Below are 25562 nucleotides of genomic sequence, written 5' to 3'. Positions count from 1 at the left end.
TTTTATGATTATAAATTATCGGTGATGTAATGAAACATTGGATTGAAAATATAGCTGAGGAATTAAGTAAAAGAGATACTGATAAACATGTAATTGCAAGTGGAACCTCAATATCAGGTTCTATCCATATTGGAAACTCCTGTGATGTATTTATAGCTAATGCAATCGGAAAAAAATTACGTGAATTGGGAAAAGAAGCTCAAACTATTTGGATTGCTGATGACCATGACCCACTTAGAAAAGTTCCATACCCATTACCTGAAAATTACGATAAATATCTTGGAATGCCTTACTCAACAATTCCATGTCCTGACGGCTGTTGTGATAACTTTGTAGAACACTTTGAAAAACCATTTTTAGGAGTTATGGATGCATACGGTATTGAAATAGAACATAAATCCGGATTTGAAATGTATAAAAGCGGAGTCTACAATGACTACATAAGAACAGCTCTGGAAAATGTAGACAGAATCAAGGAAATATTCAATCAATACAGAAGAGAACCTCTAGCAGATGACTGGTTACCATACAATCCAATTTGTGAAGAATGTGGAAGGGTAAATACCACTTATGCATATGATTTTGATGGAGACATCATCAAATACAGATGTGACTGCGGTCATGAAGGTGAAATGAACATTAAATCCGGAAATGGTAAACTTACATGGAGAGTGGAATGGGCTGCAAGATGGAAAATATTTAACGTTACCTGCGAACCATTCGGAAAAGACCATGCAGCAAGTGGAGGATCATATGATGTAAGTAGCATTATTTCAAAAGAAATATTTGACTACGAAGCACCATACCCAGTTCCTTATGAATGGATTACTTTAGACGGAGAAGCTATGAGTAAATCTCATGGAGTATTTTTCAGCCCGGAACAATGGTTAGCTATCGGTCCTGCTGAAAGTCTTAACTACTACTTATTCAGAAGCAAACCTATGAAAGCTAAAGATTTCTCACCTAAAATGTCATTTTTAGACTTCATGGATCAATTTGACAAAGTAGAAAAAGTATTCTACAATGAAGAAGAAGCACCATCTGAAAAAGAAGGTAAAAAATTCAAAAAAATCTATGAAATAGCTCAAATAAATGAAGGCAGTCCTCTACCATTCAGACCGCCTTACAGATTCTTAGTTAATGCTTACCAAATAGCTGGAAACAATTTAGAAAAAATATTTACAATTCTTAAAAACAATTCCCAATTAACTAAAAGCTTTAAAAACAAAGAATTCTGTGATTTGAATGAAACAGAATTAAAACAATTCCAGGAACGTGTTGACAATGTTGTTAACTGGTTAGATACTTATGCCCCTAAATTTGTAAAATTCCAAGTTCAGGAAAAAAGTGTTCCAAAATTACCATTAACTGACGAACAGACAGAATTCTTAGGCAAATTAGCTGATTTAATGGAATCAAAAGAATTTAACAAAGCTGAAGATTTACACGATGCAATGTACGAAATTCTTGAAGGTCAAGGATTAAAACCTCAAAAAGGATTCCAAGCTATTTATAAAATGATTTTAGGTCAAAAACAAGGGCCAAGAGCAGCATCATTCTTATTATCTCTTGACAAAGACTTTGTTGTTAAAAGATTAAGACAGGAAGCTTAAAAATCACAAACATCAGTAGAATTCCCTACTTTGGATAATTCATTATTCCAAGATTCAGGGTTTTCTTCCACATATTTTTCAAACAATTTTTTACATTCCAAATTATTTAAAACTACTACTTCTACACCATTTTTTTCAAGCAAACATTCTGCACCCATCAAAGTTGTATTTTCACCAATGATAACCTTTGGAATATTATATAATAATATGGCTCCAGAACACATAGGGCAGGGAGAAAGAGTTGTGTATAATACAGACTGAAGATAATCTTCATGATTTAAACGGCCTGCATTTTCAATAGTATCTATTTCTGCATGTAAAATTACAGAATCATTTTGAATTAGCCTATTATGGCCACGAGAAATAATTTTTCCATCTTTAACCAGAACTGCACCAATTGGAATGCCTCCTTCAGCTAAAGATTTTTTAGCTTCCTTTAAAGCTTCATTTATAAAATAAGTGTCATCATACATAATAAAAAAATGGAAGTGATGATTTAATCATCATCAAGTGAGACTTTTTTGTTGGAAAGTCTGTCTAAAAATCCTCTATTAGCTTGTTTTTCTAAAGTTTTTTTAAGTTTAGAAACTTGTCCTTTTAAATCATCAATAGTTTTTTGTGAATCATTATGTAATTTGTCGTAACTGCTTTGTTTACCTTTAAGTTCTGCAGTGAGTGATTTAATTTCTTCATTAAGCTTGTTCATTTCACTTTTAACTTTAGCGTCAACTTCATCTTTATAATTTCCCATTTCAATAACTTGTTTTCTTAAACTGTCAATTTCAGATTTAAGATCAGGAACTAAATCTTTAAGTTTATCTAATTCAGAAGTTTTTTCAGTTAATTTTGAATGTAAATCTTGATTTTCGGCTTTTATTTTATCAACTTTATCTGCATCAACATCATCAAGTTTAGCTTTGAAATCAGCTACTTTAGCTTCTGCATCTTTTTTAATATCTTCAATTTCAGATTCAAGCTTTTCAGCCCTTACTTTATTAATTGCATCTTCAGCACCAATTTTTGTTAATTTTTCGCTTAAATCTGCATTAATATCTAATTGATCATAATATTTCCTAGTAGTGTTTTCTAATGCTTCAGTTAATTCATTTTTAATTTTCTTTAACTCTGCATTTTCTTTTTTAAGATTAGGAATAATTTCATTAGTTAAATAATTAAGTTCACTAGACTGGTTATCTAATTTTTGATCTTTTTCTTTCAATTGGCTTTCAAATTCAGTTACGTTTTCTTCAGACACTATATCACCATATAAGCAATAATAATCTTTTCTAAATTTACGTTCAACAACAAGTATACAAAATAATAATATTATTATTAAATTATTTAAATCTTTATCAACTACACATGATAACTTTTGCACTTCCCCAATGATTAAATAAGTAGCGAAACATACATTATAATAACGAATTTTTAAAAACTCATGGAGATAAACATGGACTATTTTGATAGATTGGAAGCAGATACTAAAGCATTATATGAAATAGCTAATGAAGCAAGGTCTAAAGGATTAGATGTTGAAACAAAAAGTGAAGTTCCTTTAGCAAAGGATTTAGCTGAAAGAGTTGAAGGGCTTGTTGGTCCTGAAGGTGTTGCTAAACGTATTAAAGAATTAGAGCAGGATATAACCAGAGAAGAAGTGGCTTTTGAAATAGCTGCTGAAATAGCATCTGGAAAGTTTGAACTTACCAAAGAAAAGGCAAACTATAACGAAGAGCAAAGATGTGACCAGGGCCTCAGGACTGCACTAGCTATTCTTACAGAAGGAGTAGTAGCTGCTCCATTGGAAGGTATTTCCCAGGTAAAGATTAAAGAAAATTTTGATTCTACAAAATATATTGCAGTTTATTTTGCAGGACCTATCAGAAGTGCGGGAGGAACTGCTGCTGCATTGGCTGTTTTACTTGGAGACAAAATCAAAGAAGCTATAGGAATTGATGATTTTAAGCCTATTGATGATGAAATTGAACGTTATGTGGAAGAGGTAGAACTCTACGAATCAGAAGTTACCAACCTGCAATACTCCCCAACACCGGAAGAAGTAAGATTTGCAGCTAACCACATTCCAGTAGAAGTTACAGGAGAACAAACCGACCAGGTTGAAGTATCCCACAGGGATTTGGAACGTGTTGAAACCAACAATATCAGAGGAGGAGCTCTTTTGGCTATGGTTGAAGGAGTTATTCAGAAATCTAAAAAGATTTTAAAAATATCCAAAAAACTTAAATTAGATAGCTGGGGCTGGCTTTCCGAATATTCAAAACCAAAAAGTGATGATAAAAAATCTGATGATGACAGCACAGATTTAGTAACTGAACCGAAATATATTCAGGATATTATTGGCGGAAGGCCTGTTTTAGGCTATCCTTCCGAAAAAGGAGGATTCCGTTTAAGATATGGTCGTTCCAGAAACACCGGACTTGCAACTATGGGAGTTCATCCGGCAACAATGGCACTGCTTGATTTTTTAGCTGTTGGAACACAACTTAAAATCGAATACCCTGGAAAAGGTAACTGTGTTGTTCCAGTAGACTCCATAGAAGGACCTATTGTAAAGCTTAAAAATGGAGATGTTGTAAAGATAGATAAAATCAAACAGGCAAAAGAACTTAAAAATCAGGTTGTTGAAATCCTATTTTTAGGAGACATGCTTGTTGCATTTGGAGAATTTTTAAGAAACAACCAACCACTTATGCCTTCAGGATGGTGTGAGGAATGGTGGCTTGGCCTACTTCAAAAAAGCGACAAATTTGACAGCACAGATGAAACTTTAGATTTGCATCGCTTAGAATATGATTATATTCCTGCTACTGAAGCTTTCAAACTGTCTGAAGAATATGATATTCCACTACATCCGAAATACACTTACTGCTATAATGATGCAACAGTAAATGATTTAAACTCATTGATTGACGTAATTCTTGAAAATAAATCAAAATATTCTCCAGAAAACGGTCTTACTATTGATCTGGATTACAGAAAAAGAGTATTGGAAATTATAGGTGTTCCACATACCGTAAAAGATGGGAAAATAACAATAGATAAAGATCACAGCTATGCTTTAATAAATACATTATCAGACAATATTCCAGTTAAAGAACATACTCTGGAAGCTTTAAACGAAGTTTCACCAATTGAAATTAAAAATAAGGCACCAGCTTATATTGGTACTCGTGTAGGAAGACCTGAAAAATCTAAAGAAAGATTAATGAGACCTGCACCACATGGATTATTCCCAATCGGCAATTATGGTGGGAGCAGAAGATTAGTAGCTACTGCTGCTAAAAAAGGTAATGTTAAAGTAGATTTAGCTAGAAGAAAATGTACACAATGTAAAATCAGTTCCTTCCAATCTATCTGTCCGCATTGTGGAGCTCCAACAGAAATCAGCCCACATAGTGTAAAAAACATAAACCTTTCAGCTATGCTTAAAAAAGCATCAGACAATGTAAAAGTAAGGAAAGTTGATGAAATGAAAGGAGTAGTAGGTATGATTTCCGAATCCAAATTGCCAGAACCTCTTGAAAAAGGAATACTCAGGTCCAAAAATGAAGTATTTACTTTTAAAGATGGAACAATTCGTCACGATTCAACAGATTTACCTCTAACTCATTTCATACCAAAAGAAATTGGAGTTACTGTTGAAAAACTTCTTGAAATGGGTTATACTAAAGACTGTTACGGAAATCCAATTGAAAATGATGAGCAAATCATAGAACTTAGAGTACAGGACATTGTTATTTCCAATAACTGTGCAGACTACCTTGTCCGCACCGCCAATTTCATTGATGATGAACTTGAAAGATATTATGGAATGGAAAGATTCTACAATGTCAAAGATAAATCTGATTTAATTGGACATTTAGTAGCCGGTCTTGCTCCCCACACATCTGCAGGAGTATTAGGCAGGATTGTTGGATTTACAAAGGCATTATGCTGTTATGCCCATCCTTATTTCCACTCTGCAAAACGTAGAAATTGTGATAGTGATGAAGATGCAGTAATGCTGCTTTTAGATGCATTAATCAACTTCTCAAAATCATACCTGCCAAATACAAGGGGAGGAAGTATGGATGCTCCTTTAGTTTTATCTTCAAGAATTGACCCTGAAGAGATAGATGATGAATCTCACAACTTAGATATATTTGAAAGATTCCCTGTTGAGTTTTATGAAAAAACTTATGAACCTTTAAAACCTGCTGAAGTTTTAGAATACATTGATAATGTGGAAATGCATTTGGGAACCCCACAGCAATACGAAGGATTGATGTTTTCCCACCATACCTCAAGTATTCATGCTGGACCTACAGTATGTCTTTATAAAAGGCTTCCTTCAATGAGGGAAAAAGTAGAAGCTCAAATTGCACTAGCTGAAAATATCAGAGCTGTAGATCAAAGGGGAGTTGTGGAAAAAGTTTTATCTTCCCACTTTTTACCGGATATTATGGGAAATTCAAGGGCGTTTTCCAAACAAAAAGTAAGATGTACAAAATGCGGATCAAAATATAGAAGAATGCCCCTTACCGGAAAATGCAAATGCGGTGGAAATTTAATACTTTCAGTTTCTAAAGGTTCAGTAACTAAATATCTTGAGATATCACAGGATTTGGTAAATAGATACCCCGTGTCTCATTATTTAAGACAGCGTTTAGAAATTCAGGAGTTTGGAATTCATTCGCTTTTTGAAAGTGACAAATCCAAACAAAGTTCTTTAGATGTTTTCTTCTAAAGAACATCAATACTTTTTAATTGCTCTTGCAATTCAATATAATATTTAAAAATTGATAAATAATTTTAACTGAAGTATACATTGTTCGTATCAAAGCGAACATAATATATACAAGTAAGAATATATAATTAATACAACTGAGAGAAAACTCTCTCGTCAAAATTTATAGGATGGTGACATATATGGAAAAGACTTCCGAAATAATGAAAGAACTTGCTAACTCCAAGAAAATCAACGTTGAAAAAAACAACGGTATTAAAGAAAGATTTAGCTATGAAAAATTATTAAAATCCTTAGTAATGGTTGAAACTCCTTTCTTTGAATCTGATAAAATTGTAGCTCAGGTTGTTTCTTCACTTTATGATGGCATTAAAACCAAAGAAATTAAAAAAATCGTATATGAATGTTTAGAAGATATTGATGGTGAAATAGCTAACAAATACTTAGCCAGTACCCAATTAAAAGTACGTACTTCCAGAGATACCATTGAAGCATTTGATTTATCCAAAATCGCAAATACTTTAATTGAAGAAACAGGTGCATCCCAAGAAACCGCATTTGAAATAGCTACTGAAGTCTGGAAAGAGCTTAAAAAATTAAATGTGGAATACTTAACCGCGCCAATGATTAGGGAAATGGTAAACACCAAACTTGTAGAATATGGATTAGAAGACTTAAGAAGCCGTTACACTCGTTTAGGTATCCCTGTATACAACATCACTTCATTAATTGAAAACGGTAACAGGGACAATGCAAATATGATTCACAACCCTGAAAGTATCCACAAACATGTAGCTGATGAAGCATTAAAACAATATGCTCTTTTACAAATGCTTCCGTCACATTTAGCTGATGCACATATGTCCGGAGATATCCATATTCACGATTTAGAATTCTTTGCAGGAAGACCTCTAAACTGTATGCAGCACGATATAAGAACTTTCATCAAATACGGACTTAAAGTAGACGGAACCGGAGATCATACATCTGTTGCAGGTGCTCCAAACCACATGGAAACCTTAATGAACCATACTGGAGAAATTATGCTTGCATCACAACAAAACATGTCCGGAGGACAAGCTATGTCCTTATGGAACGTATTTGTAGCACCATTTGCAAGAGGCAGAACCTATGAAGAAATCAAACAATCTGTCCAAATGCTTATTTATAATTTAAATATGGCTTATGCAGCTAGAGGTTCCCAGGTACCGTTTACAAGTATGGTTTTAGAATTCGGAGTTCCAAAGTTCTTACAGGATGTAACTGCATACGGTCCGAAAGGTCAAGTCGTCGGAACCTATGGTGATTTTGAAGAAGAAACCAGATTAATCCAAAAAGCATTTACTGAAACATTACTTGCCGGTGACCAAGAAGGAAAACCTCATCTTTTCCCAAATACTATTTACACACTCCGTGAAGAAACATTAAAAGGAGATTATGAAGAAGACTTACATTTAGTCCATGAATTATCTGCAAAATACGGATCATCATATTTCATCAATATGTTGCCGGATTACAGGGGCAAAATGGCAAATTATATGGGATGTAGAACCTGTTTACAAGATAACTGGACTGGTGACTGGGAACAAGACTGTTTAAGAACAGGTAACCTTGCATATGTAACTTTAAACCTTCCAAGGATAGGATACCAATCTAAAGACGAATCTCAAGTATTCGAGTATTTGGATGAATACATGGATTTAGCTGCAGAAACATTAATGCTTAGAAGAGAACAAGGATTAAAATGTTTAAATGACTTCCATATATTACCATTCCTTAAACAAAAAGTTGGAGAAGACAGCTATTACAGAATCCAAAATTCAACATTATCTTTTGGTTTTGTTGGTCTTAACGAAATGTTATTATCCTTATTTGGAAAAGGTATCGAAGATAAAGACGCAAACAAATTTGGTGTCAAATGTATTGAATACTTAAATGAAAGAGCTGACAAATTAAAAGAGGAAACTGGTCTTAGATGGTCTGTTCTCCAAACTCCTGCAGAATCCACCGCATACAGATTTGCAACTCTTGATAAAGAGCAATTCGGAGATCAAGCTATCGTACAAGGTGACGGAAGTGCTAATTACTACACCAACTCATCACATGTTCCAGTAAACACAGATGTCTCCCTTATTGACAAAATAAAAATCGAAGAACAATACCACAGTTTAACTCCTGGTGGACATATCTTCCATGCATTTATGGGAGAATCCTACTCCGATCCAGATTCATTAATGAGTTTAACTAACAAAATAGCTAAAAAATCAGATATTGGTTTCTGGGCTTACAGTTCTGCATTAAGTTTCTGTCTTAATTGTAAAACTTTAATGAAAGGTTTAAACAACAAATGTCCAACCTGTGGAGAAAGTGAAGATGTTGAATGGTATGACAGAATTACCGGATACGTACAACAAGTAGGACGTGCAAAATCATCATCAGGTGGTTGGAACCCTGGAAAACGTCAAGAGTTAATTGACAGAAGAAGATTTGAAGATGAATAATCTTCTTCCAAACACCATCCTTTAAAAAAAAACTATCACCCCCATCCTATTTTTATCAGAACATTATTATATGAAATCTTCCAGAAATAATACATATTGTTTAAAAAATAGGAGGAATTTCTATAAATTTAAATATAAATTATTTTGAAAAGAAAATAATGTTAATAGCAATATTCTGCGTGGCTTTTGTTACAACAAATATTGTTACTGTAAAAATTTTAGACTTAGGTTTCTGGGGACTTACAGTTCCCTGCGGAGTAATAATCTATCCGCTAGTGTTTATTCTCACATCAGTGATAGCTGATACATATGGAGAATCAACAGCACAAAAAACTATTCTTTTTGGAGTAGTCTGTAACTTGCTTTTCGTTGTTGTTTCAACAATTGCATTAATGCTACCTGCAGCTGGTTTCTGGGAAGGACAGGATAGTTTTGTATACATATTCTCACAAACACCAAGAATGTTGATTTCATCTTTTATTTCGTATATTGTTGGTAACTTTGTAAATGCTAAATTAACCCGTATGATTAAAGAAAGATCCGAAGACGGAAATGTCGGATACAAATCTATTGGAGCTATTGCCATTGGTGAAATATTAGACAACACAATATTCATTTCATTAGCATTTGCATTTACTGTAAGTTGGGCAAATATTGCAATAATGATTCTTGTTCATTTCATCATAATGTTCATTTGGACATTTGTAGCACAACCTATTACAGTTAAAGTTACCCAATGGGCTAAAAAAGGTGAACCAATAACTGCTTAATTAAGAAAGATTACTTTAAATCTTTCTAACTCTTTTTTTAATACCAATAGTAAACAATATATAGTTCATAAATCATACTAATAAACATAGTCTTATTAAAATTACAATTGGTGACATATTTAACTACTATTTTTTTAAATTTCCTAACCAAAATCCAATTGATAAAAAAGACTATTGAGGGATTTTATGGCAACATTTAAAGGATTTGCAATGAAAAAACTGAATGAAACTGGTTGGGTTGAAAAAGAAGTCCCGGAATGTGGACCATTAGACGCAATTGTAAGACCAACATGTGTCTCTCTCCTTGTACTTCAGATATACATACAGTATGGGAAGGAGCTATCGGAGATAGAAAAGACATGGTCTTAGGTCATGAAGCAGTCGGTATTGTTGAAGAAGTTGGCAGCTTAGTGAAAAATATCAAAGTAGGAGACAAAGTAATTGTACCTGCTATTACTCCGGACTGGGATGATGAAGCTGCTCAAAGAGGTTATCCTTCACAAACTACAGAACCATTAGGCGGATGGAAATTTTCAAATTTCAAAGACGGTGCTTTTGGAGAAAGATTCCATGTCAATTTAGCTGATGCTAACTTAGCCCTAATGCCTGAAGGATTAACTGATGAAGCTGCAGTAATGCTTGTAGATATGTGGTCTACCGGTATGATGGGATCTGAAAATGCAAATATACCATTAGGAGGAAGCGTATTAGTAATTGGAATCGGTGCTGTAGGGCTTTCAGCAATTGCAGGTGCTGCCCTTTTAGGTGCTGCAGATATTTATGCTGCAGGAACCCGTCCCGTTTCAGTGAAAGTTGCAAAAGAGTACGGAGCTACAGAAATTATCAATTACAGGGAAGCTCCAATTGATGAACAAGTTAGAGAAGCTACAAATGGAGCAGGTGTTGACTCTGTAATTTTATTGTAGGAGGAAACTTAACAAACACTTGGAAAGAAGCTGTAGCTAGTACAAAAGCCGGAGGAACAATATCAAATGTAAACTACTTAAGTGGAGCAGATGATGTTTTAATTCCTAGAGTAGAATGGGGTTGTGGTATGTCAAATATCAATATCACAAACGGATTATGTCCTGGAGGACGTGTGAGAATGGAAAGATTATCCCGCCTTGCACTTACCAACCGTGCAGACCCGGAACTCTTGGTTACCCACAGGTTTAAAGGTCTTGAAAAAATTGAAGATGCATTATACCTAATGAAAGACAAACCAAAAGACCTGATTAAACCAATCGTAAAAATAGATTAAAGTAATGATTAATTTCATTACTTTTTCTTTTTTAAAAGGAGGCTTTAAAATGATAATAGTTCAAGCAAAGGCAATTCCCAAAGACGAAACATCAAAAAACAAAATTATCAAAGCAGCTGCAAATTTAATTGAAAAATCAAAATTGGAAAATGGAAACATTAACTACAACTTATATTCCAATGTTCAGGAAGATACCTTACTTTTCGTAGAACAATGGGAAAATCTGGACATATTGAAAGCTCACCTTCAAACAGAGCATTTCAATCAGTTTGGAGCAGATATCGATGGTCTTTTAAAAGAAGATTTAGATATTAATGTGTTTTCAGCAGAAAATGTTGAACTTTAATATGTTACTTCAAATCCAAAAAACTAAAAGTATATTAATATCTTTATAGAAATAATTTAATATTATCAAATAAATGATAATATTTTTATAATTTTTATATTCTATGTTACTAGTATTATGGGCATTTTATACTAGGTAGCTGATAACATAGATTCATTTACCCAGTGCATTAATATATAAAAGAGGTTATTTAAATGCAAAGATCAAGAGGATTTAGAAGTAAATCAAGAAGAAAAATGACTAAAGTAGTAAGAGAAGGCAGATCCAACCCAATTACCAACAAACTTCAAAAATTTGAAGAAGGAGACTTAGTCCACATTACTATTAACCCAAGTATCCAAAAAGGTCAACCACATCCAAGGTTCCATGGAAAAACTGGTAAAATTACTGATAAAAAAGGAAAAGCTTACATTGTTTCATTAACTGATGGAAACAAAGCAAAAGAATTAATTATCAGACCTGATCACTTAAAATTACAAACAAGCCAATAAATTGATAACTATGATTGGGAAAAAAATAATTGAGAGCGAACCAATTCAAAGTGTAAAAGTTAAAGAAGCTCTCGAAGAATTTTCACAGGAAAATGAATTAAACTACGAACAAAATATCACTTTAAATCATCTTTCAAGATTTAAAAGATACTCTGTTGAAGACAGCGAAAAAATAATATCTGAACTTAAAGATAAAATTGGTTTAAGGCATAAAGTAGCTGTTCGTATTGTTGATTTAATTCCACAAGATTTATCCGATTTAAGATTAATATTTGCTAAAGAAGCTACACACATTGAAAAAGAGCAAATGGAAGATATTCTTGAAATCTTAGATCAGTATACTATCATCGAATAGTTTTTAAACTATTCTTCTTTTTTTACTTTTTAATTAACAAATAATCAAATTACTAATTTTAGATATGTTTATTTAAGTTAACAATTAAAACATATAAGTATAGTTTATTAAAGTGGCAATAAAACTTTAAGAAAAAATAAATTGTAAACTATTAAAACAACTAATATTTCCTTACTGACAATTAATTAGTTAATGTAAGAAAATTCCATCCTCCATGAGGACGGAGTAATTCAAACGTGAAGTGATAAAATGGAAACAAAAAACAAAAAACAAAAAATACCGGCAGCAACTGAAGAACATGCTGTTATATTAGATTATCTTAGTTTAGGTTATGTAAACTCTGATATGTCTAAATTTAAAGGTAAAGCTATTGCTCAAGCTATTGGTACTGACTATTTCACTTTACTAGAATTAGTTCCTAAAAGAGGAGTTGATTTAGAAATTCAGGACACTGTATATATTGGAAAAGGAAAAAGAGACAAAATATATAAAGTTCTTGGAAAATTAGACTATGAAAACTTAACTGCAACCAGCAGAATTGAGTTAGAATATAGTATACGCGAAATAGTTAAAAACAACGAAGAAAAATTTGTCGAATTCTTCAATACCGCAGGTGCAATTAGTACCCGACTTCACAAATTAGAATTGATTCCAGGAATTGGTAAAAAATATATGTGGGAAATTGTTGAAGCTAGAAAAGAAAAACCATTTGAAAGCTTCGAAGATATAACTAAAAGAATACCTTCATTAAATAATCCTGCTGAAATGATTGTAAATAGAGTGAAACAAGAACTAGATACAACAACAGCTAAAAAAGGTAAGAAAAAATATTACCTTTTCACTCCAATTCCAAAAGCTCAAAAGAAACACAGAAATCCAAGAAACAGTAGGAATCAAAGAAAGTAAGTGATAACCTTGAATAGTGATGCTGCTTCCACTTCATTATCTAAAACAACAAAAGCTATCCTTAATGAATATGGGATAAAATTAAATAAAAATCTCGGACAGAACTATTTAATCGACAGAAATAAACGAGATCAGATTATCCAGTTCGGTAATCTTACAAAAGATGATGTTGTATTAGAAATAGGTCCCGGAATCGGCACACTAACAATTGAACTTGCTAAAAGAGTTAAAAAAGTAATAGCTATTGAACAAGATTCTAATATTTGCCAGATATTAGAAAATCGATTGAAAAAAGAAAATATAGATAATGTAGAATTAATCAATGATGATGCTCTGAATGTGGAATTTCCAAAATTCGACAAAATCATCTCAAATCTACCTTATCAAATTTCATCACCAATTACATTTAAATTCCTGAATTATGACTTCCAACTAGCTATTTTAATGTATCAGAAAGAGTTTGCATCCAGAATGAACGGAAAAGTTGGAAGTAAAGATTATTCCCGACTCTCAGCTATGCTATATTTTAAATGTGATGTTGATTTATTAACCGGTGTAAGTGCTGAAAGTTTTATTCCAAAGCCAAAAGTGGATTCTACTGTTGTCAGATTAACTCCCAAGCTTCCTGAATTAAACGGACAATTGAAACACTTGAATATCAATGAAATAAATGAAAAAGATTTTAAAACTTATTCTAAATTTGTAAAAGCCCTATTCCAGCACAGAAATAAAAAAGTTAAAAATGCTTTAATTGATTCCCGACACATTATCACTGATTTGGATAAAAAAGAAGTGAAAGCTAAATTAAATTCAATTAAACAAAAGAAAATTGAAGAACTTCTATCTGAAAGAATAACCAATTTGACACCTGAAGAAATACTTTATCTTTCAATACATTTAAATTCTGTTTTAGAGAAGTGATTTTTAATGGATAATTTTATAATAGATACTGCCGAAACTGTTTACACACCCGCTGAAGACAGCTATATGCTAGCTGAAAATCTTTTAATTGAAAATGACCAAAGCGTTTTGGAAATTGGAACCGGATCAGGAATAGTGGCCATGTATGCTTCAAAATTAACCAAAAAAGTTACAGCTACAGATATAAATTTTGATGCGTTAGAATTAGCTAAAAAGAATTTTAAACTTAATAACATAGAAAATATTGAATTGCTGTTCGGCAATCTGTTTGAGCCTGTAAAAGATAGAAAGTTTGATGTAATTTTATTTAATACTCCATATCTGCCTACTGAAAATGATGAAGTTCTTGATGATAATTTAAATTATGCATTTGATGGTGGCTTAGACGGTAGAAAAGTTATTGATCTTTTTTTAAATGAAGTGAAAAATTACTTAAACGATGGTGGAATTGTCCAGCTGATTCAGTCTTCACTTTGCGACAATGACAAAACATTAGATATTCTGGACAAACAGGGGTTTGTAGCAGAAATAGCTGTTAGTGAACACTTCTTTTTTGAAGATGTTGTATTGATTAATGGTTATTTATAAAAAAAAGTAAAAGAGAAATTACTGAATTTCTCCATCAAATACTAATTGGGCAGGACCTTCCATAAAAGCCCCTAATTCTTCTTCTTTTTCATATACATTAAATTTTAAGTCTCCACCAGGAAGATGCAATAAAACTTCACTATCAAAAAGACCTAATTTAAATCCTGAAATAGCTGTTGAAGTAGCTCCAGTTCCGCAAGCTAGTGTAACTCCAGCTCCACGTTCCCATGTGAGCATTTTTCCTTCATTTTTGGAAATCACTTCAACAAAATGAACATTGATTTTTTCAGGGAAAACTTCATGTGTTTCAATAGCCGGACCATATTTATCTATGTCAATTTCATCAATATTATCGACAAAAATGATTGCATGAGGATTGCCTACACTAATAGCTGTTGTATTGAATGTTGTGTCCAATACTTCTAACGGAGAGTCTAAAAATTCATCCATGTCAGATGCCATTGGAATTTCAGGAGTTTTAAAAGTAGATGTCCCCATGTCAACTTTAAACAATACCGGTTCGTCATTTTCTAATGTAATTTCAATGGTTTTAATTCCTGATTTTGTTTCTACAGTCATTTTTTCCTGTTTTAAAATACCTTTCCTGTATACAAAATCACCGAAACATCTAATACCATTACCGCACATTTCAGCTTCGCTTCCATCAGGATTAAACATTCTGTATCCAATATCAGCTACATCAGAAGGAGTTACAAACAATACTCCATCCCCCCCTACACCAAAATGTCTGTGGCATAGGAACCTACATGCTTCAGCCTTATCTGCTTCAGGTATTACTTCTCCAGCACTTTCATTAATTATTGGAAAATCATTACCGATTCCATGCATTTTAGAGAATTTTAATCCTTTTAAATCCATATTTTCACCTATTGCAAGTAATCAGGAATTATTTGTTTGTTGAATAAATCTTCAAAAGTTTCTCTTTCACGTGTTAAGAAACATTCTCCGTCTTTAACAAGGACTTCAGATGCTTTTGGTCTTGAGTTGTAGTTTGAAGACATGGTAAATCCATATGCTCCTGCATTAAGAATAGCTAATAAATCTCCTTCTTCAACATCGGGCATTGGCCTGTCTCTTGCAAATAAATCTCCTGATTCACATACATTTCCGGCAATGTCTACTTCCTGAGTGTTTGGTGCATCCATTTTATTAGCTAATACAATATGATGGTATGAATCATACATTGCAGGCCTAAGTAAAGTATGGAATCCTGAATCTACACCTAAGAATTTTCTGTAACTTTGTTTTACACTGTTTACACGGGTTAAAAGCACACTTGCATCTCCTACCAAGTATCTTCCAGGTTCAAGATACATTGTTGGTTTGCCTAAATCATGCTCTTCCAATTTAGATTTGAATAATGCAATATTTTCTTTTGCAAATGTATCTATGTCTACAATGTTTTCTTCAGGAGTGTATGGAATTCCAACACCTCCTCCAAAATCAACAAATTCAAAATCAATGCCTGCTTCAGTGTGAACTTTTCCTGCAATGTCAATTGTTGATTCGATAGCTAATTTAAATGGTTCCGGATCCAAGATTCCTGAACCGATGTGGGAGTGCATACCTACTGGAGTGAAACCTAAGTCTTCTGCAAATTGATATACTTCTACAGCTTCATTATCCATAATACCAAATTTACTCATTACCCCTCCGGTAATACAGTGATCGTGGTGTCCTGCACCAACCATAGGATTTACTCTGAATGATATTTTAAATCCTTCAGGATCTACAACTTCAGCCAATCTTTTTAATGCTGAAACTGAATCCAAGTTAAGAACTGCACCTTGTTCAGCTACAAATTTCAATTCTTCAGTAGTTACATTGTTACCTGTAAATAATATCCTCTCACCAGGGAATCCTAATTTTTTAGAAGTGTATACTTCTCCAGGAGATACTGCATCAATACAGCATCCTTCACTTTCAAGAATCCTCATTACTGCTAAGTTAGTGTTAGCTTTACATGCATAATATACTCGAAAATCAGGATAGTATTTTGAAAAAGCATTGTAGAATCTGTTATAATTGTCCCTTATTCTGTTTTCATCTATGACATAGGTAGGAGTTCCAAACTCTTCAGCAATGTCACATGCATCAGCACCACCAATATCCAAGTGGTTTTTATCATTAATTTTAATATTTAAATCCATTTTGTAAAAACTCCTGTAATTTAAATTATTAATATTAATTTTTATTAGATATTGTATTTAAAATTAAGGAAGGAAAAAAATTTTCCGCTTAATCATAACCTATATATTTACCTGGAACTCCCATTTCAATTAAACCTAAAATAATTGCACAGCATACAAATGCTAAAACAAAGGTCAGTACAACAATTCCAACAGGATTATCCAAAAATGAAATATCCACAAATGTAGTCAATATAAGCAATAATGACTGGTTAAGTAAATAAACCCCGTAACAGGCCCTACTAATTGTCATTACAGAATAATTGAACTTTCTGCTGTTATGGATTCTTTTTAAAATCTTATTATTTTGAAGTTTTGGATCATTCAAATATTTAATCATTACAAATACTCCTGCAGCCTGCAGTATAGCCACTACACTTACATCTACGTAGTTTTCTGTAAGGAAGTTATAATGATGCAGGAATATTGTCTTTTGAATTCCATTTACAAATATGTCAAAATTAATCATGTAAGCAGTTGTTATCAGAAATATGGCAAAACCGAGTAAAATCAGCCATTTGGATTTTATATTGAACCTGTGATTTTCCAAATAATATCCCAGAAACATGTAAAGGATTGGACCTATGAAGAAAGTTAGATTAAAATAGGTCGGAGACCCGATATATGCGATTAGTTGATAGATAAGTGATGCAGATATTGCAAGGATAAGGAAATATTTTGCACCTCTTAATTTTGTTGACCTGACATATGGGGAAAATATAGGTAAAGACAGGTAAAGACCAAGCAGCATCCATGCATACCAGTGCTGAGTCATGAATTTAGACATGAAATAAACTACACAGCTAAAGCTAAAGCTAAGCTTGCCTGCAGATGCTGTCATAAGTAAAGCCAATAATGTATTCCAGATTAAAAAAGGAATGAAAATCCTTACAAAGTCTGTTTTAATAAATGTTTCAATATCTGAGTAATCCCTATCAAGCATTAATAAACCTAAAAGCATAAGGAATATCGGAACACCAAACCCAAAAGTCGTAAAAACAACATATTCCTGCAAATTTCCCACACTTTTATACTTAAAAACCATAGCTACATTTATTGCAATTAAGAAAAGTATACTGACTGCCCTTAACTGATCAACATATCTTATTCTTTCACTAATTTCCATTGAGCTTTACCCTCTTTAAAGTTGAACTATTAACTAATAACTACATATAAAATTTAATATCTTATAAATATTACTCTTGAAAAAATACTGAAAATGAACAAAATAAATAGGCAAAATAATTAAATATTCCAATGGCAAAGAGTAAAACAGGTGAATTTAAAATGGATAAACCTTATGGACTTACAATGAGAGGAATAGTCAAAAACAGCAATGACGAAATATTAATACTTAGAAGACATCCAAAATCCAGAACAAACCCCCACAAATGGGAATTACCCGGAGGAAAGGTAGACCCCGGAGAATTTTTCGATGAAGCATTAGTACGTGAAATAAAAGAAGAGACTAATTTGGATGGAGCAGTTGGTGACTTCTACGAAGCAATACAAGATGATTATGTCCATAAAAGAACTGTTCAAGTTGTTATGTATTTAAAAAATATCACTGGAGATGTAGCTATCAGTGATGAACATGATGAGTGGATGTGGGCCAATTTAGAAAAAATAAAAACATTGGAATTATCAACAGCATTTGAAAAAGTTTTAAAAAAGAAAAATTGGAAAATTTAAAGAGCTTTGTCTAAAGCTTCAACAAATTTATCAATTTCCTCATTGGTAATTATAAGAGGCGGAACAAATCTTAAAACATTGCCTGCAGTGCAGTTAATTAAGAATCCCATTTCTCTTAATTTATCAACATATCCAGCACCACTTTCAGACAATTCAACACCAATCATCAATCCGTGTCCTCTAACATCAACTATTTTATCATGTTTTTCTTTTAGTTCATTTAATTTATCTTTAAAGTAAGCACCGACTTTTTTGGAGTTTTCCAATAAATCTTCATCCAAAATAGTATCTAAAACAGCATTGGCCGCAGCACATACTAAAGGACCTCCACCAAAAGTAGTTCCATGATCTCCAGGTGCAAAACCGCCAGCTACTTTTTCAGTTGCAAGAAATGCTCCCATAGGAACTCCTCCCCCAACACCTTTAGCTATAGTCATGATATCTGCCTTTATATCAAAAAGTTCATGAGCAAATAATGTTCCGCATCTTCCAAAACCTGTTTGAACTTCATCTAAAATTAAAAGAATATCCTTTTCAGCACAGATTTCCGCTATTTCATCAAAATACTTTTTGGAAGGAACATTTACTCCACCTTCACCTTGAATTGGTTCAAGCATAATAGCTGCAGTTTCATCACTGATAGCTTCTTTAATAGCTTCAATATCATTATATGGAACTTCAATAAATCCTTGTGGGAGATTTTTTAAATAAGGTTCCCTATATTCTTCATGACCAGTAGCAGCCAATGTCAATAAAGTTCTTCCGTGAAAAGAGTCTTTAGCTGTAATAATTTCACTTTTACCCGTGTATTTTAAAGCTAATTTAATAGCTCCCTCATTAGCTTCTGCCCCACTGTTTGCATAGAATAATCTGTCAAATTCTGTTAAAGGAAGTAATTTTTTAGCATATTCAATAGCTGGTTCATTATAGTAAATGTTTGAAACATGAATAAGCTTTTCAACTTGGCCTTGAAGTGCATTAACTAATTTAGGATGCGCATGTCCTAAAGCATTTACAGCAATTCCTGCAAACATATCAATATACTCATTTCCATCTTTATCCCATACTTTTACACCTTTACCATGGTCTAAAACAATTGGTTGTCTTGCAAAAGTGTTAATAAAATATTTATCTTCAGCTTCAATAAGTTCATTTGTGTTCATAAAATACTTCCATAAAATACTTATATTAACTATATTTATAGTATTAATGATATTTAAAATTTAAAAGTGATAAAATGAAAGTTGCAATAATTGAAACTGAAAAAGGAACAATTGAATTGGAATTATTCGAAGAAGATGCTCCAAATACTGTAGCTAACTTTGAAAAACTTATAGAAGAAGGATTTTACGACGGATTAACTTTCCACAGAGTAATACCAAATTTCGTGATTCAAGGAGGCTGTCCTAACGGTAACGGTACAGGAGGACCTGGTTACACCATCAAATGTGAAACCGAAGGAAACCCAAATAAACATGGAACCGGTGCTCTTTCAATGGCTCATGCAGGAAAAGATACTGGAGGAAGCCAATTTTTCATTACACATTCCCCACAACCACACTTAGACGGAGTACACACTGTATTTGGTCATGTTATTGGTGACGGTATGGATGTTGTAAATAAAATCCAACAAGGAGACAAAATGCTCCATTTACATGTTGAAGAAAGATAGTTATTTTTAACTATTCTTTTTCATCATGCTGAATCAAAACTATATTAACACCATTTGGATCAATAACCCTTGCCATCATGCCAACAGATATTCTAGTTGCTTCCATAGCTATTTCAACATTATTTTTCCTGAAATTTTCCAGCTCCTCATGGATATCTTCAACGTCCAGACCTACAGAATAAAAACCCGTTTTAAAAGTACTATTTTGTATCAATTCAAAACCTGTTTCATTCCCATTGCCAAGCAGGACAATTTTTCCGCCGGGTAAATCAAATACTTCCTCAACTTCAAAACCTAAAACTTTTGTATAGAACTCAGCAGACTTATCCATATCATCTACAATAATTGTAACATACTTTACTTTCATAATATCACATTCCTTTAAGTTTTTTCATCAGACCGGACATTCTGGCATAATGGAATAAATATAACTGAACATAACCTGCATAATCTCCAAACTCTTCCATTCCAAATTCCCTTATTTTAGAAACATTAATATCCTTACCATCAAAATAAAGATAAGAGACTATACGCTTAATCCAAACATCAGTAGGAAACGCTTGCCTAAAATTAAAACCATAAAGCAAAATACAATCAGCCACTTTAGGCCCAACACCAGGAACTTTCAGCATTGTGTCAAATGCCTCATCATAAGACATTTTTGAAATATCATCAAGGTCCATTTCAAGTGTAAAAATTTCACTGGCTTTTTTCATGTATGGTGCCCTATATCCAACACCGCAGCTTTTTAAATTATTGATACATTCTCCAGGATTATTCAGATTGCTGCAGCACTCAAACTCTTCTACATCATCACAATATATGTTTTTAAAATCAGAAACATCAGGAAATGTAAAATAATCTTTTTCAGAATAAGTGTATTTATTCCCCCATGATTTTTTAATATCATCAATGGATTTTGTCCATCTGACTATTGAATTATTTGCAGAGCATACTGAAGAAATCACACATTCAAATTTATCTTTAGCTAAAAACAATCTTAAATCTCTACAAAAATTAGTCATATCAGCCAATTCCGGCTGATTATTTAAATATTTATAAAATTTATTTAAATTAAAATCCAAATCAAAAATAGTCTTTATTTTCTTGGTAGCTTCCTTATTAGAAATATCCCCAATGAAATTAAAATCCAAATTATTTTCTTTTTGTTTAACTTGAAATAAAACCGCTTTATTGTCAGCTACAACAACATCAGAGTAAATATTATTATCCAATTTCCAGGGAGGTTGGGATGTTTGACCTGAATTTTGAGTTAATTCCAGGTCAATCGGAGCTTTAATTATCATAATCTTACAGGAACATTATTTTCTTTTAAGTATTGCTTAACATCATTAATTGAATATTGGTTAAAATGAAAAATACTTGCTGCAAGAGCTGCACTAACATCGGTTTTTTGAAATACATCTAAAATATGTGCAGGATTTCCTCCGCCACCACTAGCTATTACCGGAATATCAATTGCATCATTGATAGCTTTATTTAGAGCAATGTCATAACCTTCTTTAGTTCCGTCTCCGTCCATACTAGTTAAAAGAATTTCACCTGCACCCAGTTCCTGACATTTTACCGCCCATTCTATAGCATCCATACCAGTAAATTCTCTTCCACCATAAATACTGCAATCAAACCAGCAATATCCTTCATCAGTTTCCACAACATTTTTATCTGGAGCATCTGATGGATTATCCACATATCTTCTTTTTGCATCAATTCCAACGACGACAGCTTGAGAACCAACAACTTTAGAAGCTTCAGTAAGCAATTCAGGATTTTTAATAGCTGCAGTGTTTGTAGAACATTTATCCGCACCTGCTTTCAGCATTTTTGTATAATCTTCAACCTTTCTAATTCCCCCACCAACACAAATAGGTATGAAAACATTTTCAGTCAAACGATCAATTACATCTGCCATTGTTGCTCTTCTTTCATAAGATGCTGTAATATCTAAAATAACTATTTCATCAGCACCCATTTCATAGTAACGTGTAGCTAAATCTACAGGATTTCCTGCATATTTAATTTCTTTAAATTCTACACCCTTAACCACTCTTCCTTCAGGAACTTGCAAATCACAATCCAAACAAGGAATAATTCTTTTAGTTAACATTTAAATTACCTAAATATAAAAAATAGCTTGTTTTTTTAAAAAAAACAAGAAAAAAGTCTGGATTTTATCCAGAGAATCTTAAAACAAAACAGAAAATAGCTAAAATAACTGTAATAACTATAACGTGTTCAGGAGAAAGTTTTGGACCTACACTTTCTTCATCAAAATATCTTACTAAACCAGCACCTGTTTGAGGCATGCTAATTTTATCGTTCTTTTTTGACATGATAAACTCCCTTTAAATTAATTTATAAAAATAATTGACTATATTTATTTTTTTCATAGTATATAAACTTTAGATTTTCTCTTTTTTAATTACACAAATGTCGCTTATTCTCGTATCAGGATACTGTCCATTCTCATCTTTCTCAACTGCTTTAACCATATCCCATATTGCAAGCAAACAAGCACTTACTCCAGTTAAAGCTTCCATTTCAACACCAGTTTTTCCTAATGTTTTAACACTGCATGTTGCAGTTATTTCAGTTGATTTAACATCAAAATCTATTTCAATTCCAGTTAAATTTAACGGATGACATAAAGGAATAATTGAAGAAGTATTCTTAACTGCCTGAATTCCAGCTATCTGAGCAGTAGTTAATACATTTCCTTTCTTAATTTCCTCATTCTGAATCATTTCAATAGTATTTTTATCCAGATGTATTTTTCCACTAGCTATAGCTAATCTTTTTTGATCTGGTTTTTGACCAACTTCAACCATGTGCACCCCACTATCCGTTAAGTGTGTAAACTCTTTACCCATATTAATCCTCCTATTTTTCACTTACTTCTACAACATCCAATTGTTCACAAATAGATTTAACTCCTAAAACTTCACCAACATTAGGTTTGGTCCTATCTTCATCACCGGAAATCAATTCTTTAATATATAAACCACCTTCTGTTTTAACAGTCATTTCAAAAGTGGTATCATCAATTATTTCACAGGAAACATTATGAACATGTTTAATCCTTACTTTATCAGCCCGTCTGTGAAGCACCCTTAAAGGTGTTTGTTGATGAATTTCATCCAAATTGTTTAAACTGGCTAATTTATCCCTATCATAAGGTTTATCACATTTTACCAATGCTTTATAAATTTTATAGGCATCACTTGAAGATACCTTAATTTCTGCTTTTCTGTTCCTTTCACAGAATTTTAAATTGTGATAAGATGTTTTTCCTTCAGTCATTTTATTTATTTTTTCTTCCAAAGCATCCAGATTGATTTTTCTAATTTTAGGCTCTTTGATTTCAAGAACAAAAGGTCTTCCCGAACCCAACATCAATACATCAATGTCTTCACGACCTGCACCATGGAATTTGGCCTGCCAGCCATTTGTAGCTTCCAAAATAGGTTCAGACAGCAATTCTTCTACAGATTCCCCATACTGTTTACCTGTAAAATTACATTCTTCACATCCTTTTCCTTTACATTTGCCGCAGGGCCATTTTGTTTGAGGAATTCCACGGACTAATTTGTTATATTTTCCTTCAATGAAAAGAGGATTAATCTGAATTCTAACTTTAGGTTCTTTTCTTAAATCAACATTGATTACAATATCCTGTTTTTCAAATTCAACTTCTTTTTCTAAAGTGTTTTCAATTTCACGACCAATTATTCTGTTTAATTCTTTTTTAATTGGTTCAACATCTAAATCGAATTTTTCACTTAGTTCATCATCCCAGGTTTTAATTTGCTTATCAATTCTGGATCCTACAAGAAATGTATCAAATTCCACATTTAAAAAGTCAATTTTGTCATAAATCTTTTTAAATAATTCATCATTGATTTTATCAAAGATATTTCCGCAAACCACACAGTTTTCAGGCTTCGGAATTTCCAAATCTTCAAATATCTTTTCTCCACGATTTATATTATCTCTGCCTTCCACAATATGGGAAAGTTTGCGTCCTAAACAATGTTTGCAAATTTGACCGTTAGTTTCTTTCAATATTTTTTTGACTAAATCATACATGCTAATCATTTCATGAATTGACCCATCATACGGTTCATTGAATTATTACCAAAACGTCCGCGTTTTCCAATGCCTTTCATGGTCTTTTTAGTGTTGTTGTAATATTTTAACAAGTCTCTTACTTCTGATTCCTCAACACCTGCACCCATAGCTATTCTTCTAATACGTGACTGTTTAATCAACTTTGGATTTTCCATTTCTTTTTTAGTCATTGAAGACATTATGACTTTATATCCGTCAATTTTGTCTTCAGTCATTTTAGATGCCTCTTTAGATACCTTATTTCCAAGTCCAGGAATCATGCTTAAAACCTGCTGCATCGGCCCCATACTGTTCATCATTTCAAACTGATTTTTCATGTCAACCAATGTGAATTTACCAGACATCATGTTTTTCATGGTTTTTTCAGCCATATCCTCATCAATGCTGTCTTCGGCTTTTTCAATAAGGGTTTGGATATCTCCCATTCCAAGCAATCTTGAAATAAATCTTGCCGGATCGAACAATTCGAAATCATCAATACGTTCACCAGTACCGATAAATTTAATTGGAGCTCCAGTTTCAGCTACTGCAGACATTGCTCCCCCACCTTTAGCTGAACCGTCAAGTTTGGTAATTATTATAGAACCGACATCAGTTGCCTGTGAGAATGCCTTAGCCTGTTCACCTGCTTGCTGACCAATTGTTCCATCAATTACAAGAATAGATTCAGTTGGCTGAATAATATCATCCAAGGTATCCATTTCAGCAATCAAATCTTCTTCCTGTTTATGTCTTCCTGCAGTATCAAAAATAATGACTTTCCTGTTTTTAAACTCTTTCAAACCTTTTTGAGCCAAATCAAGAGCATCTTTATTATCAGGATCTCCATAGAGCGGCACCTGCATTTCTTCAGTTAATTGTCTTAACTGTTCATAAGCAGCAGGCCTCCATGTATCTGTACACACAACAGCAGGGTTAAAACCTTTTTTCTGTAAATATCTGCATAATTTACCAATAGTAGTTGTTTTACCACTACCCTGCAAACCTAAGAACAAGATTTTATAAGGTTTAACATCAATATCCAATCCTGGTGCCTCACCACCTAACAGATTTACCATTTCTTCGTAAATAATTGTTATAACATGCTCTCTTGGAGTAATACCTTTTGGAGGTTCCTCTTCAAGAGCCCTTTTTTTAATTTTTTTGGATAAATCTAAAACTAAAGCGATATTAACATCAGATTGAATTAAAGCACGTTGTATTTCTTTTACAACTTCCTCTATTGTTTTTTTATCAATAACTGATATTCCTACTAATTTTTTCATAGTCTTAGTAAGATTTTCACCTAAATTTCCAAGCATCGCCATAATATCACACGATTAAAATTATTCTTTAAGAAAAAT

At 32.8% G+C, this 25562-nt stretch carries 25 protein-coding genes and 1 pseudogene; 13 read left to right on the top strand and 13 right to left on the bottom strand.

Annotated elements, in window-relative coordinates:
• Window positions 1-29: 29 nt before the first annotated feature.
• Window positions 30-1613 (top strand): lysine--tRNA ligase, encoded by a 1584-nt coding sequence (lysS, locus tag MSM_RS06980; RefSeq protein ID WP_011954477.1) that lies wholly within the window; start codon window positions 30-32, stop codon window positions 1611-1613.
• On the opposite strand, the gene MSM_RS06975 is transcribed toward lysS, so the two are convergent.
• Both MSM_RS06975 and MSM_RS06970 read right to left on the bottom strand, forming a co-directional pair.
• A complete protein-coding gene (locus MSM_RS06975) occupies window positions 1610-2086 on the bottom strand; it encodes a nucleoside deaminase (RefSeq protein WP_004032520.1) in 477 nt (158 codons plus the stop codon). The genes lysS and MSM_RS06975 overlap by 4 nt on opposite strands.
• A 23-nt stretch (window positions 2087-2109) precedes the next feature.
• Window positions 2110-2868, bottom strand: a complete 759-nt coding sequence (locus tag MSM_RS06970; protein ID WP_019262465.1) for a coiled-coil domain-containing protein — start codon at window positions 2866-2868, stop codon at window positions 2110-2112.
• 183 nt (window positions 2869-3051) lie between these two features.
• Between MSM_RS06970 and polC the strand changes: the two genes are divergently transcribed.
• The 10 genes and pseudogenes from polC (at window position 3052) to MSM_RS06920 (ending at window position 14496) form a co-directional block, all read left to right on the top strand.
• Entirely contained in the window at window positions 3052-6357 is a 3306-nt protein-coding gene (gene polC / locus MSM_RS06965) for a DNA polymerase II large subunit (RefSeq protein ID WP_011954476.1), read from the top strand.
• 170 nt (window positions 6358-6527) lie between these two features.
• A complete protein-coding gene (gene nrdD, locus MSM_RS06960) occupies window positions 6528-8858 on the top strand; it encodes an anaerobic ribonucleoside-triphosphate reductase (protein WP_011954475.1) in 2331 nt (776 codons plus the stop codon).
• Between the two features lie 158 nt (window positions 8859-9016).
• The gene (locus MSM_RS06955; protein ID WP_011954474.1) at window positions 9017-9628 is read left to right on the top strand and encodes a queuosine precursor transporter; all 612 of its coding nucleotides are present in this window, start codon (window positions 9017-9019) and stop codon (window positions 9626-9628) included.
• 186 nt (window positions 9629-9814) lie between these two features.
• Window positions 9815-10889, top strand: a pseudogene (locus tag MSM_RS06950) (NAD(P)-dependent alcohol dehydrogenase).
• 49 nt (window positions 10890-10938) lie between these two features.
• Entirely contained in the window at window positions 10939-11235 is a 297-nt protein-coding gene (locus MSM_RS06945) for a putative quinol monooxygenase (protein WP_011954470.1), read from the top strand.
• Window positions 11236-11429: 194 nt separating this feature from the next.
• Complete coding sequence (locus MSM_RS06940) at window positions 11430-11726, top strand: 50S ribosomal protein L21e (RefSeq protein WP_004032531.1); 297 nt, start codon at window positions 11430-11432, stop codon at window positions 11724-11726.
• Between the two features lie 10 nt (window positions 11727-11736).
• Entirely contained in the window at window positions 11737-12081 is a 345-nt protein-coding gene (locus tag MSM_RS06935; RefSeq protein ID WP_004032532.1) for an RNA polymerase Rpb4 family protein, read from the top strand.
• A gap of 249 nt (window positions 12082-12330) precedes the next feature.
• Window positions 12331-12987, top strand: a complete 657-nt coding sequence (locus MSM_RS06930; protein ID WP_004032533.1) for a DUF655 domain-containing protein — start codon at window positions 12331-12333, stop codon at window positions 12985-12987.
• Between the two features lie 9 nt (window positions 12988-12996).
• Window positions 12997-13908 (top strand): 16S rRNA (adenine(1518)-N(6)/adenine(1519)-N(6))-dimethyltransferase RsmA, encoded by a 912-nt coding sequence (gene rsmA, locus MSM_RS06925; RefSeq protein ID WP_011954469.1) that lies wholly within the window; start codon window positions 12997-12999, stop codon window positions 13906-13908.
• 6 nt (window positions 13909-13914) lie between these two features.
• Window positions 13915-14496, top strand: coding sequence for a HemK2/MTQ2 family protein methyltransferase (locus MSM_RS06920; protein ID WP_004032535.1), 582 nt, complete (start codon window positions 13915-13917; stop codon window positions 14494-14496).
• A gap of 18 nt (window positions 14497-14514) precedes the next feature.
• On the opposite strand, the gene dapF is transcribed toward MSM_RS06920, so the two are convergent.
• The 3 genes from dapF to MSM_RS06905 form a co-directional block, all read right to left on the bottom strand.
• On the bottom strand, window positions 14515-15375 hold the full coding sequence (gene dapF, locus MSM_RS06915) for a diaminopimelate epimerase (RefSeq protein WP_011954468.1): 861 nt from the start codon (window positions 15373-15375) through the stop codon (window positions 14515-14517).
• A gap of 8 nt (window positions 15376-15383) precedes the next feature.
• A complete protein-coding gene (gene lysA, locus MSM_RS06910) occupies window positions 15384-16667 on the bottom strand; it encodes a diaminopimelate decarboxylase (RefSeq protein WP_004036328.1) in 1284 nt (427 codons plus the stop codon).
• Between the two features lie 88 nt (window positions 16668-16755).
• Window positions 16756-17832 (bottom strand): acyltransferase, encoded by a 1077-nt coding sequence (locus MSM_RS06905; protein ID WP_011954467.1) that lies wholly within the window; start codon window positions 17830-17832, stop codon window positions 16756-16758.
• A gap of 161 nt (window positions 17833-17993) precedes the next feature.
• Between MSM_RS06905 and MSM_RS06900 the strand changes: the two genes are divergently transcribed.
• On the top strand, window positions 17994-18398 hold the full coding sequence (locus tag MSM_RS06900; RefSeq protein ID WP_011954466.1) for an NUDIX hydrolase: 405 nt from the start codon (window positions 17994-17996) through the stop codon (window positions 18396-18398).
• Here the strand turns inward: MSM_RS06900 and MSM_RS06895 are convergent.
• Window positions 18395-19561, bottom strand: a complete 1167-nt coding sequence (locus MSM_RS06895; protein WP_011954465.1) for an acetylornithine transaminase — start codon at window positions 19559-19561, stop codon at window positions 18395-18397. The genes MSM_RS06900 and MSM_RS06895 overlap by 4 nt on opposite strands.
• 74 nt (window positions 19562-19635) lie before the next feature.
• Between MSM_RS06895 and MSM_RS06890 the strand changes: the two genes are divergently transcribed.
• Window positions 19636-20070 (top strand): peptidylprolyl isomerase, encoded by a 435-nt coding sequence (locus tag MSM_RS06890; RefSeq protein WP_004032545.1) that lies wholly within the window; start codon window positions 19636-19638, stop codon window positions 20068-20070.
• 10 nt (window positions 20071-20080) lie between these two features.
• On the opposite strand, the gene MSM_RS06885 is transcribed toward MSM_RS06890, so the two are convergent.
• The 7 genes from MSM_RS06885 to MSM_RS06855 form a co-directional block, all read right to left on the bottom strand.
• Complete coding sequence (locus MSM_RS06885; RefSeq protein WP_011954464.1) at window positions 20081-20437, bottom strand: VOC family protein; 357 nt, start codon at window positions 20435-20437, stop codon at window positions 20081-20083.
• Window positions 20438-20441: 4 nt separating this feature from the next.
• Window positions 20442-21377: a DNA glycosylase gene (locus MSM_RS06880; protein WP_011954463.1), complete on the bottom strand. Its 936-nt coding sequence runs from the start codon at window positions 21375-21377 to the stop codon at window positions 20442-20444.
• Window positions 21374-22198, bottom strand: coding sequence for an imidazole glycerol phosphate synthase subunit HisF (gene hisF, locus MSM_RS06875; protein ID WP_004032549.1), 825 nt, complete (start codon window positions 22196-22198; stop codon window positions 21374-21376). The genes MSM_RS06880 and hisF overlap by 4 nt, the downstream gene beginning before the upstream one ends.
• A 64-nt stretch (window positions 22199-22262) precedes the next feature.
• Window positions 22263-22424, bottom strand: a complete 162-nt coding sequence (locus tag MSM_RS06870) for a preprotein translocase subunit Sec61beta (RefSeq protein WP_004032550.1) — start codon at window positions 22422-22424, stop codon at window positions 22263-22265.
• A 69-nt stretch (window positions 22425-22493) separates the two neighbouring features.
• Window positions 22494-22961 (bottom strand): cyclic pyranopterin monophosphate synthase MoaC, encoded by a 468-nt coding sequence (gene moaC, locus MSM_RS06865; RefSeq protein ID WP_011954462.1) that lies wholly within the window; start codon window positions 22959-22961, stop codon window positions 22494-22496.
• A 10-nt stretch (window positions 22962-22971) separates the two neighbouring features.
• Complete coding sequence (locus tag MSM_RS06860; protein WP_048058634.1) at window positions 22972-24186, bottom strand: tRNA pseudouridine(54/55) synthase Pus10; 1215 nt, start codon at window positions 24184-24186, stop codon at window positions 22972-22974.
• Window positions 24183-25526 (bottom strand): signal recognition particle protein Srp54, encoded by a 1344-nt coding sequence (locus MSM_RS06855; RefSeq protein ID WP_004032553.1) that lies wholly within the window; start codon window positions 25524-25526, stop codon window positions 24183-24185. The genes MSM_RS06860 and MSM_RS06855 overlap by 4 nt, the downstream gene beginning before the upstream one ends.
• Window positions 25527-25562: the final 36 nt, after the last annotated feature.

Origin of the sequence: Methanobrevibacter smithii ATCC 35061 (genome assembly GCF_000016525.1) — an archaeon.
In the GTDB taxonomy this organism is placed as follows: Archaea; Methanobacteriota; Methanobacteria; order Methanobacteriales; family Methanobacteriaceae; genus Methanocatella; species Methanocatella smithii.
The sequence above is the reverse complement of the archived record's forward strand: the minus strand, read 5'-3'. Positions and strand labels throughout refer to the sequence as shown.

What these genes read in the sequence shown, in the direction of transcription:
- lysS (WP_011954477.1), top strand. Translation starts at nt 30, where the DNA reads ATGAAACATTGGATTGAAAATATAGCTGAGGAATTAAGTAAAAGAGAT.
- MSM_RS06975 (WP_004032520.1), bottom strand. Translation starts at nt 2,086, where the DNA reads ATGTATGATGACACTTATTTTATAAATGAAGCTTTAAAGGAAGCTAAA.
- polC (WP_011954476.1), top strand. Translation starts at nt 3,052, where the DNA reads ATGGAGATAAACATGGACTATTTTGATAGATTGGAAGCAGATACTAAA.
- nrdD (WP_011954475.1), top strand. Translation starts at nt 6,528, where the DNA reads ATGGTGACATATATGGAAAAGACTTCCGAAATAATGAAAGAACTTGCT.
- MSM_RS06955 (WP_011954474.1), top strand. Translation starts at nt 9,017, where the DNA reads ATGTTAATAGCAATATTCTGCGTGGCTTTTGTTACAACAAATATTGTT.
- MSM_RS06945 (WP_011954470.1), top strand. Translation starts at nt 10,939, where the DNA reads ATGATAATAGTTCAAGCAAAGGCAATTCCCAAAGACGAAACATCAAAA.
- MSM_RS06940 (WP_004032531.1), top strand. Translation starts at nt 11,430, where the DNA reads ATGCAAAGATCAAGAGGATTTAGAAGTAAATCAAGAAGAAAAATGACT.
- MSM_RS06935 (WP_004032532.1), top strand. Translation starts at nt 11,737, where the DNA reads ATGATTGGGAAAAAAATAATTGAGAGCGAACCAATTCAAAGTGTAAAA.
- MSM_RS06930 (WP_004032533.1), top strand. Translation starts at nt 12,331, where the DNA reads ATGGAAACAAAAAACAAAAAACAAAAAATACCGGCAGCAACTGAAGAA.
- MSM_RS06920 (WP_004032535.1), top strand. Translation starts at nt 13,915, where the DNA reads ATGGATAATTTTATAATAGATACTGCCGAAACTGTTTACACACCCGCT.
- dapF (WP_011954468.1), bottom strand. Translation starts at nt 15,375, where the DNA reads ATGGATTTAAAAGGATTAAAATTCTCTAAAATGCATGGAATCGGTAAT.
- lysA (WP_004036328.1), bottom strand. Translation starts at nt 16,667, where the DNA reads ATGGATTTAAATATTAAAATTAATGATAAAAACCACTTGGATATTGGT.
- MSM_RS06905 (WP_011954467.1), bottom strand. Translation starts at nt 17,832, where the DNA reads ATGGAAATTAGTGAAAGAATAAGATATGTTGATCAGTTAAGGGCAGTC.
- MSM_RS06900 (WP_011954466.1), top strand. Translation starts at nt 17,994, where the DNA reads ATGGATAAACCTTATGGACTTACAATGAGAGGAATAGTCAAAAACAGC.
- MSM_RS06895 (WP_011954465.1), bottom strand. Translation starts at nt 19,561, where the DNA reads ATGAACACAAATGAACTTATTGAAGCTGAAGATAAATATTTTATTAAC.
- MSM_RS06890 (WP_004032545.1), top strand. Translation starts at nt 19,636, where the DNA reads ATGAAAGTTGCAATAATTGAAACTGAAAAAGGAACAATTGAATTGGAA.
- MSM_RS06885 (WP_011954464.1), bottom strand. Translation starts at nt 20,437, where the DNA reads ATGAAAGTAAAGTATGTTACAATTATTGTAGATGATATGGATAAGTCT.
- MSM_RS06880 (WP_011954463.1), bottom strand. Translation starts at nt 21,377, where the DNA reads ATGATAATTAAAGCTCCGATTGACCTGGAATTAACTCAAAATTCAGGT.
- hisF (WP_004032549.1), bottom strand. Translation starts at nt 22,198, where the DNA reads ATGTTAACTAAAAGAATTATTCCTTGTTTGGATTGTGATTTGCAAGTT.
- MSM_RS06870 (WP_004032550.1), bottom strand. Translation starts at nt 22,424, where the DNA reads ATGTCAAAAAAGAACGATAAAATTAGCATGCCTCAAACAGGTGCTGGT.
- moaC (WP_011954462.1), bottom strand. Translation starts at nt 22,961, where the DNA reads ATGGGTAAAGAGTTTACACACTTAACGGATAGTGGGGTGCACATGGTT.
- MSM_RS06860 (WP_048058634.1), bottom strand. Translation starts at nt 24,186, where the DNA reads ATGATTAGCATGTATGATTTAGTCAAAAAAATATTGAAAGAAACTAAC.
- MSM_RS06855 (WP_004032553.1), bottom strand. Translation starts at nt 25,526, where the DNA reads ATGGCGATGCTTGGAAATTTAGGTGAAAATCTTACTAAGACTATGAAA.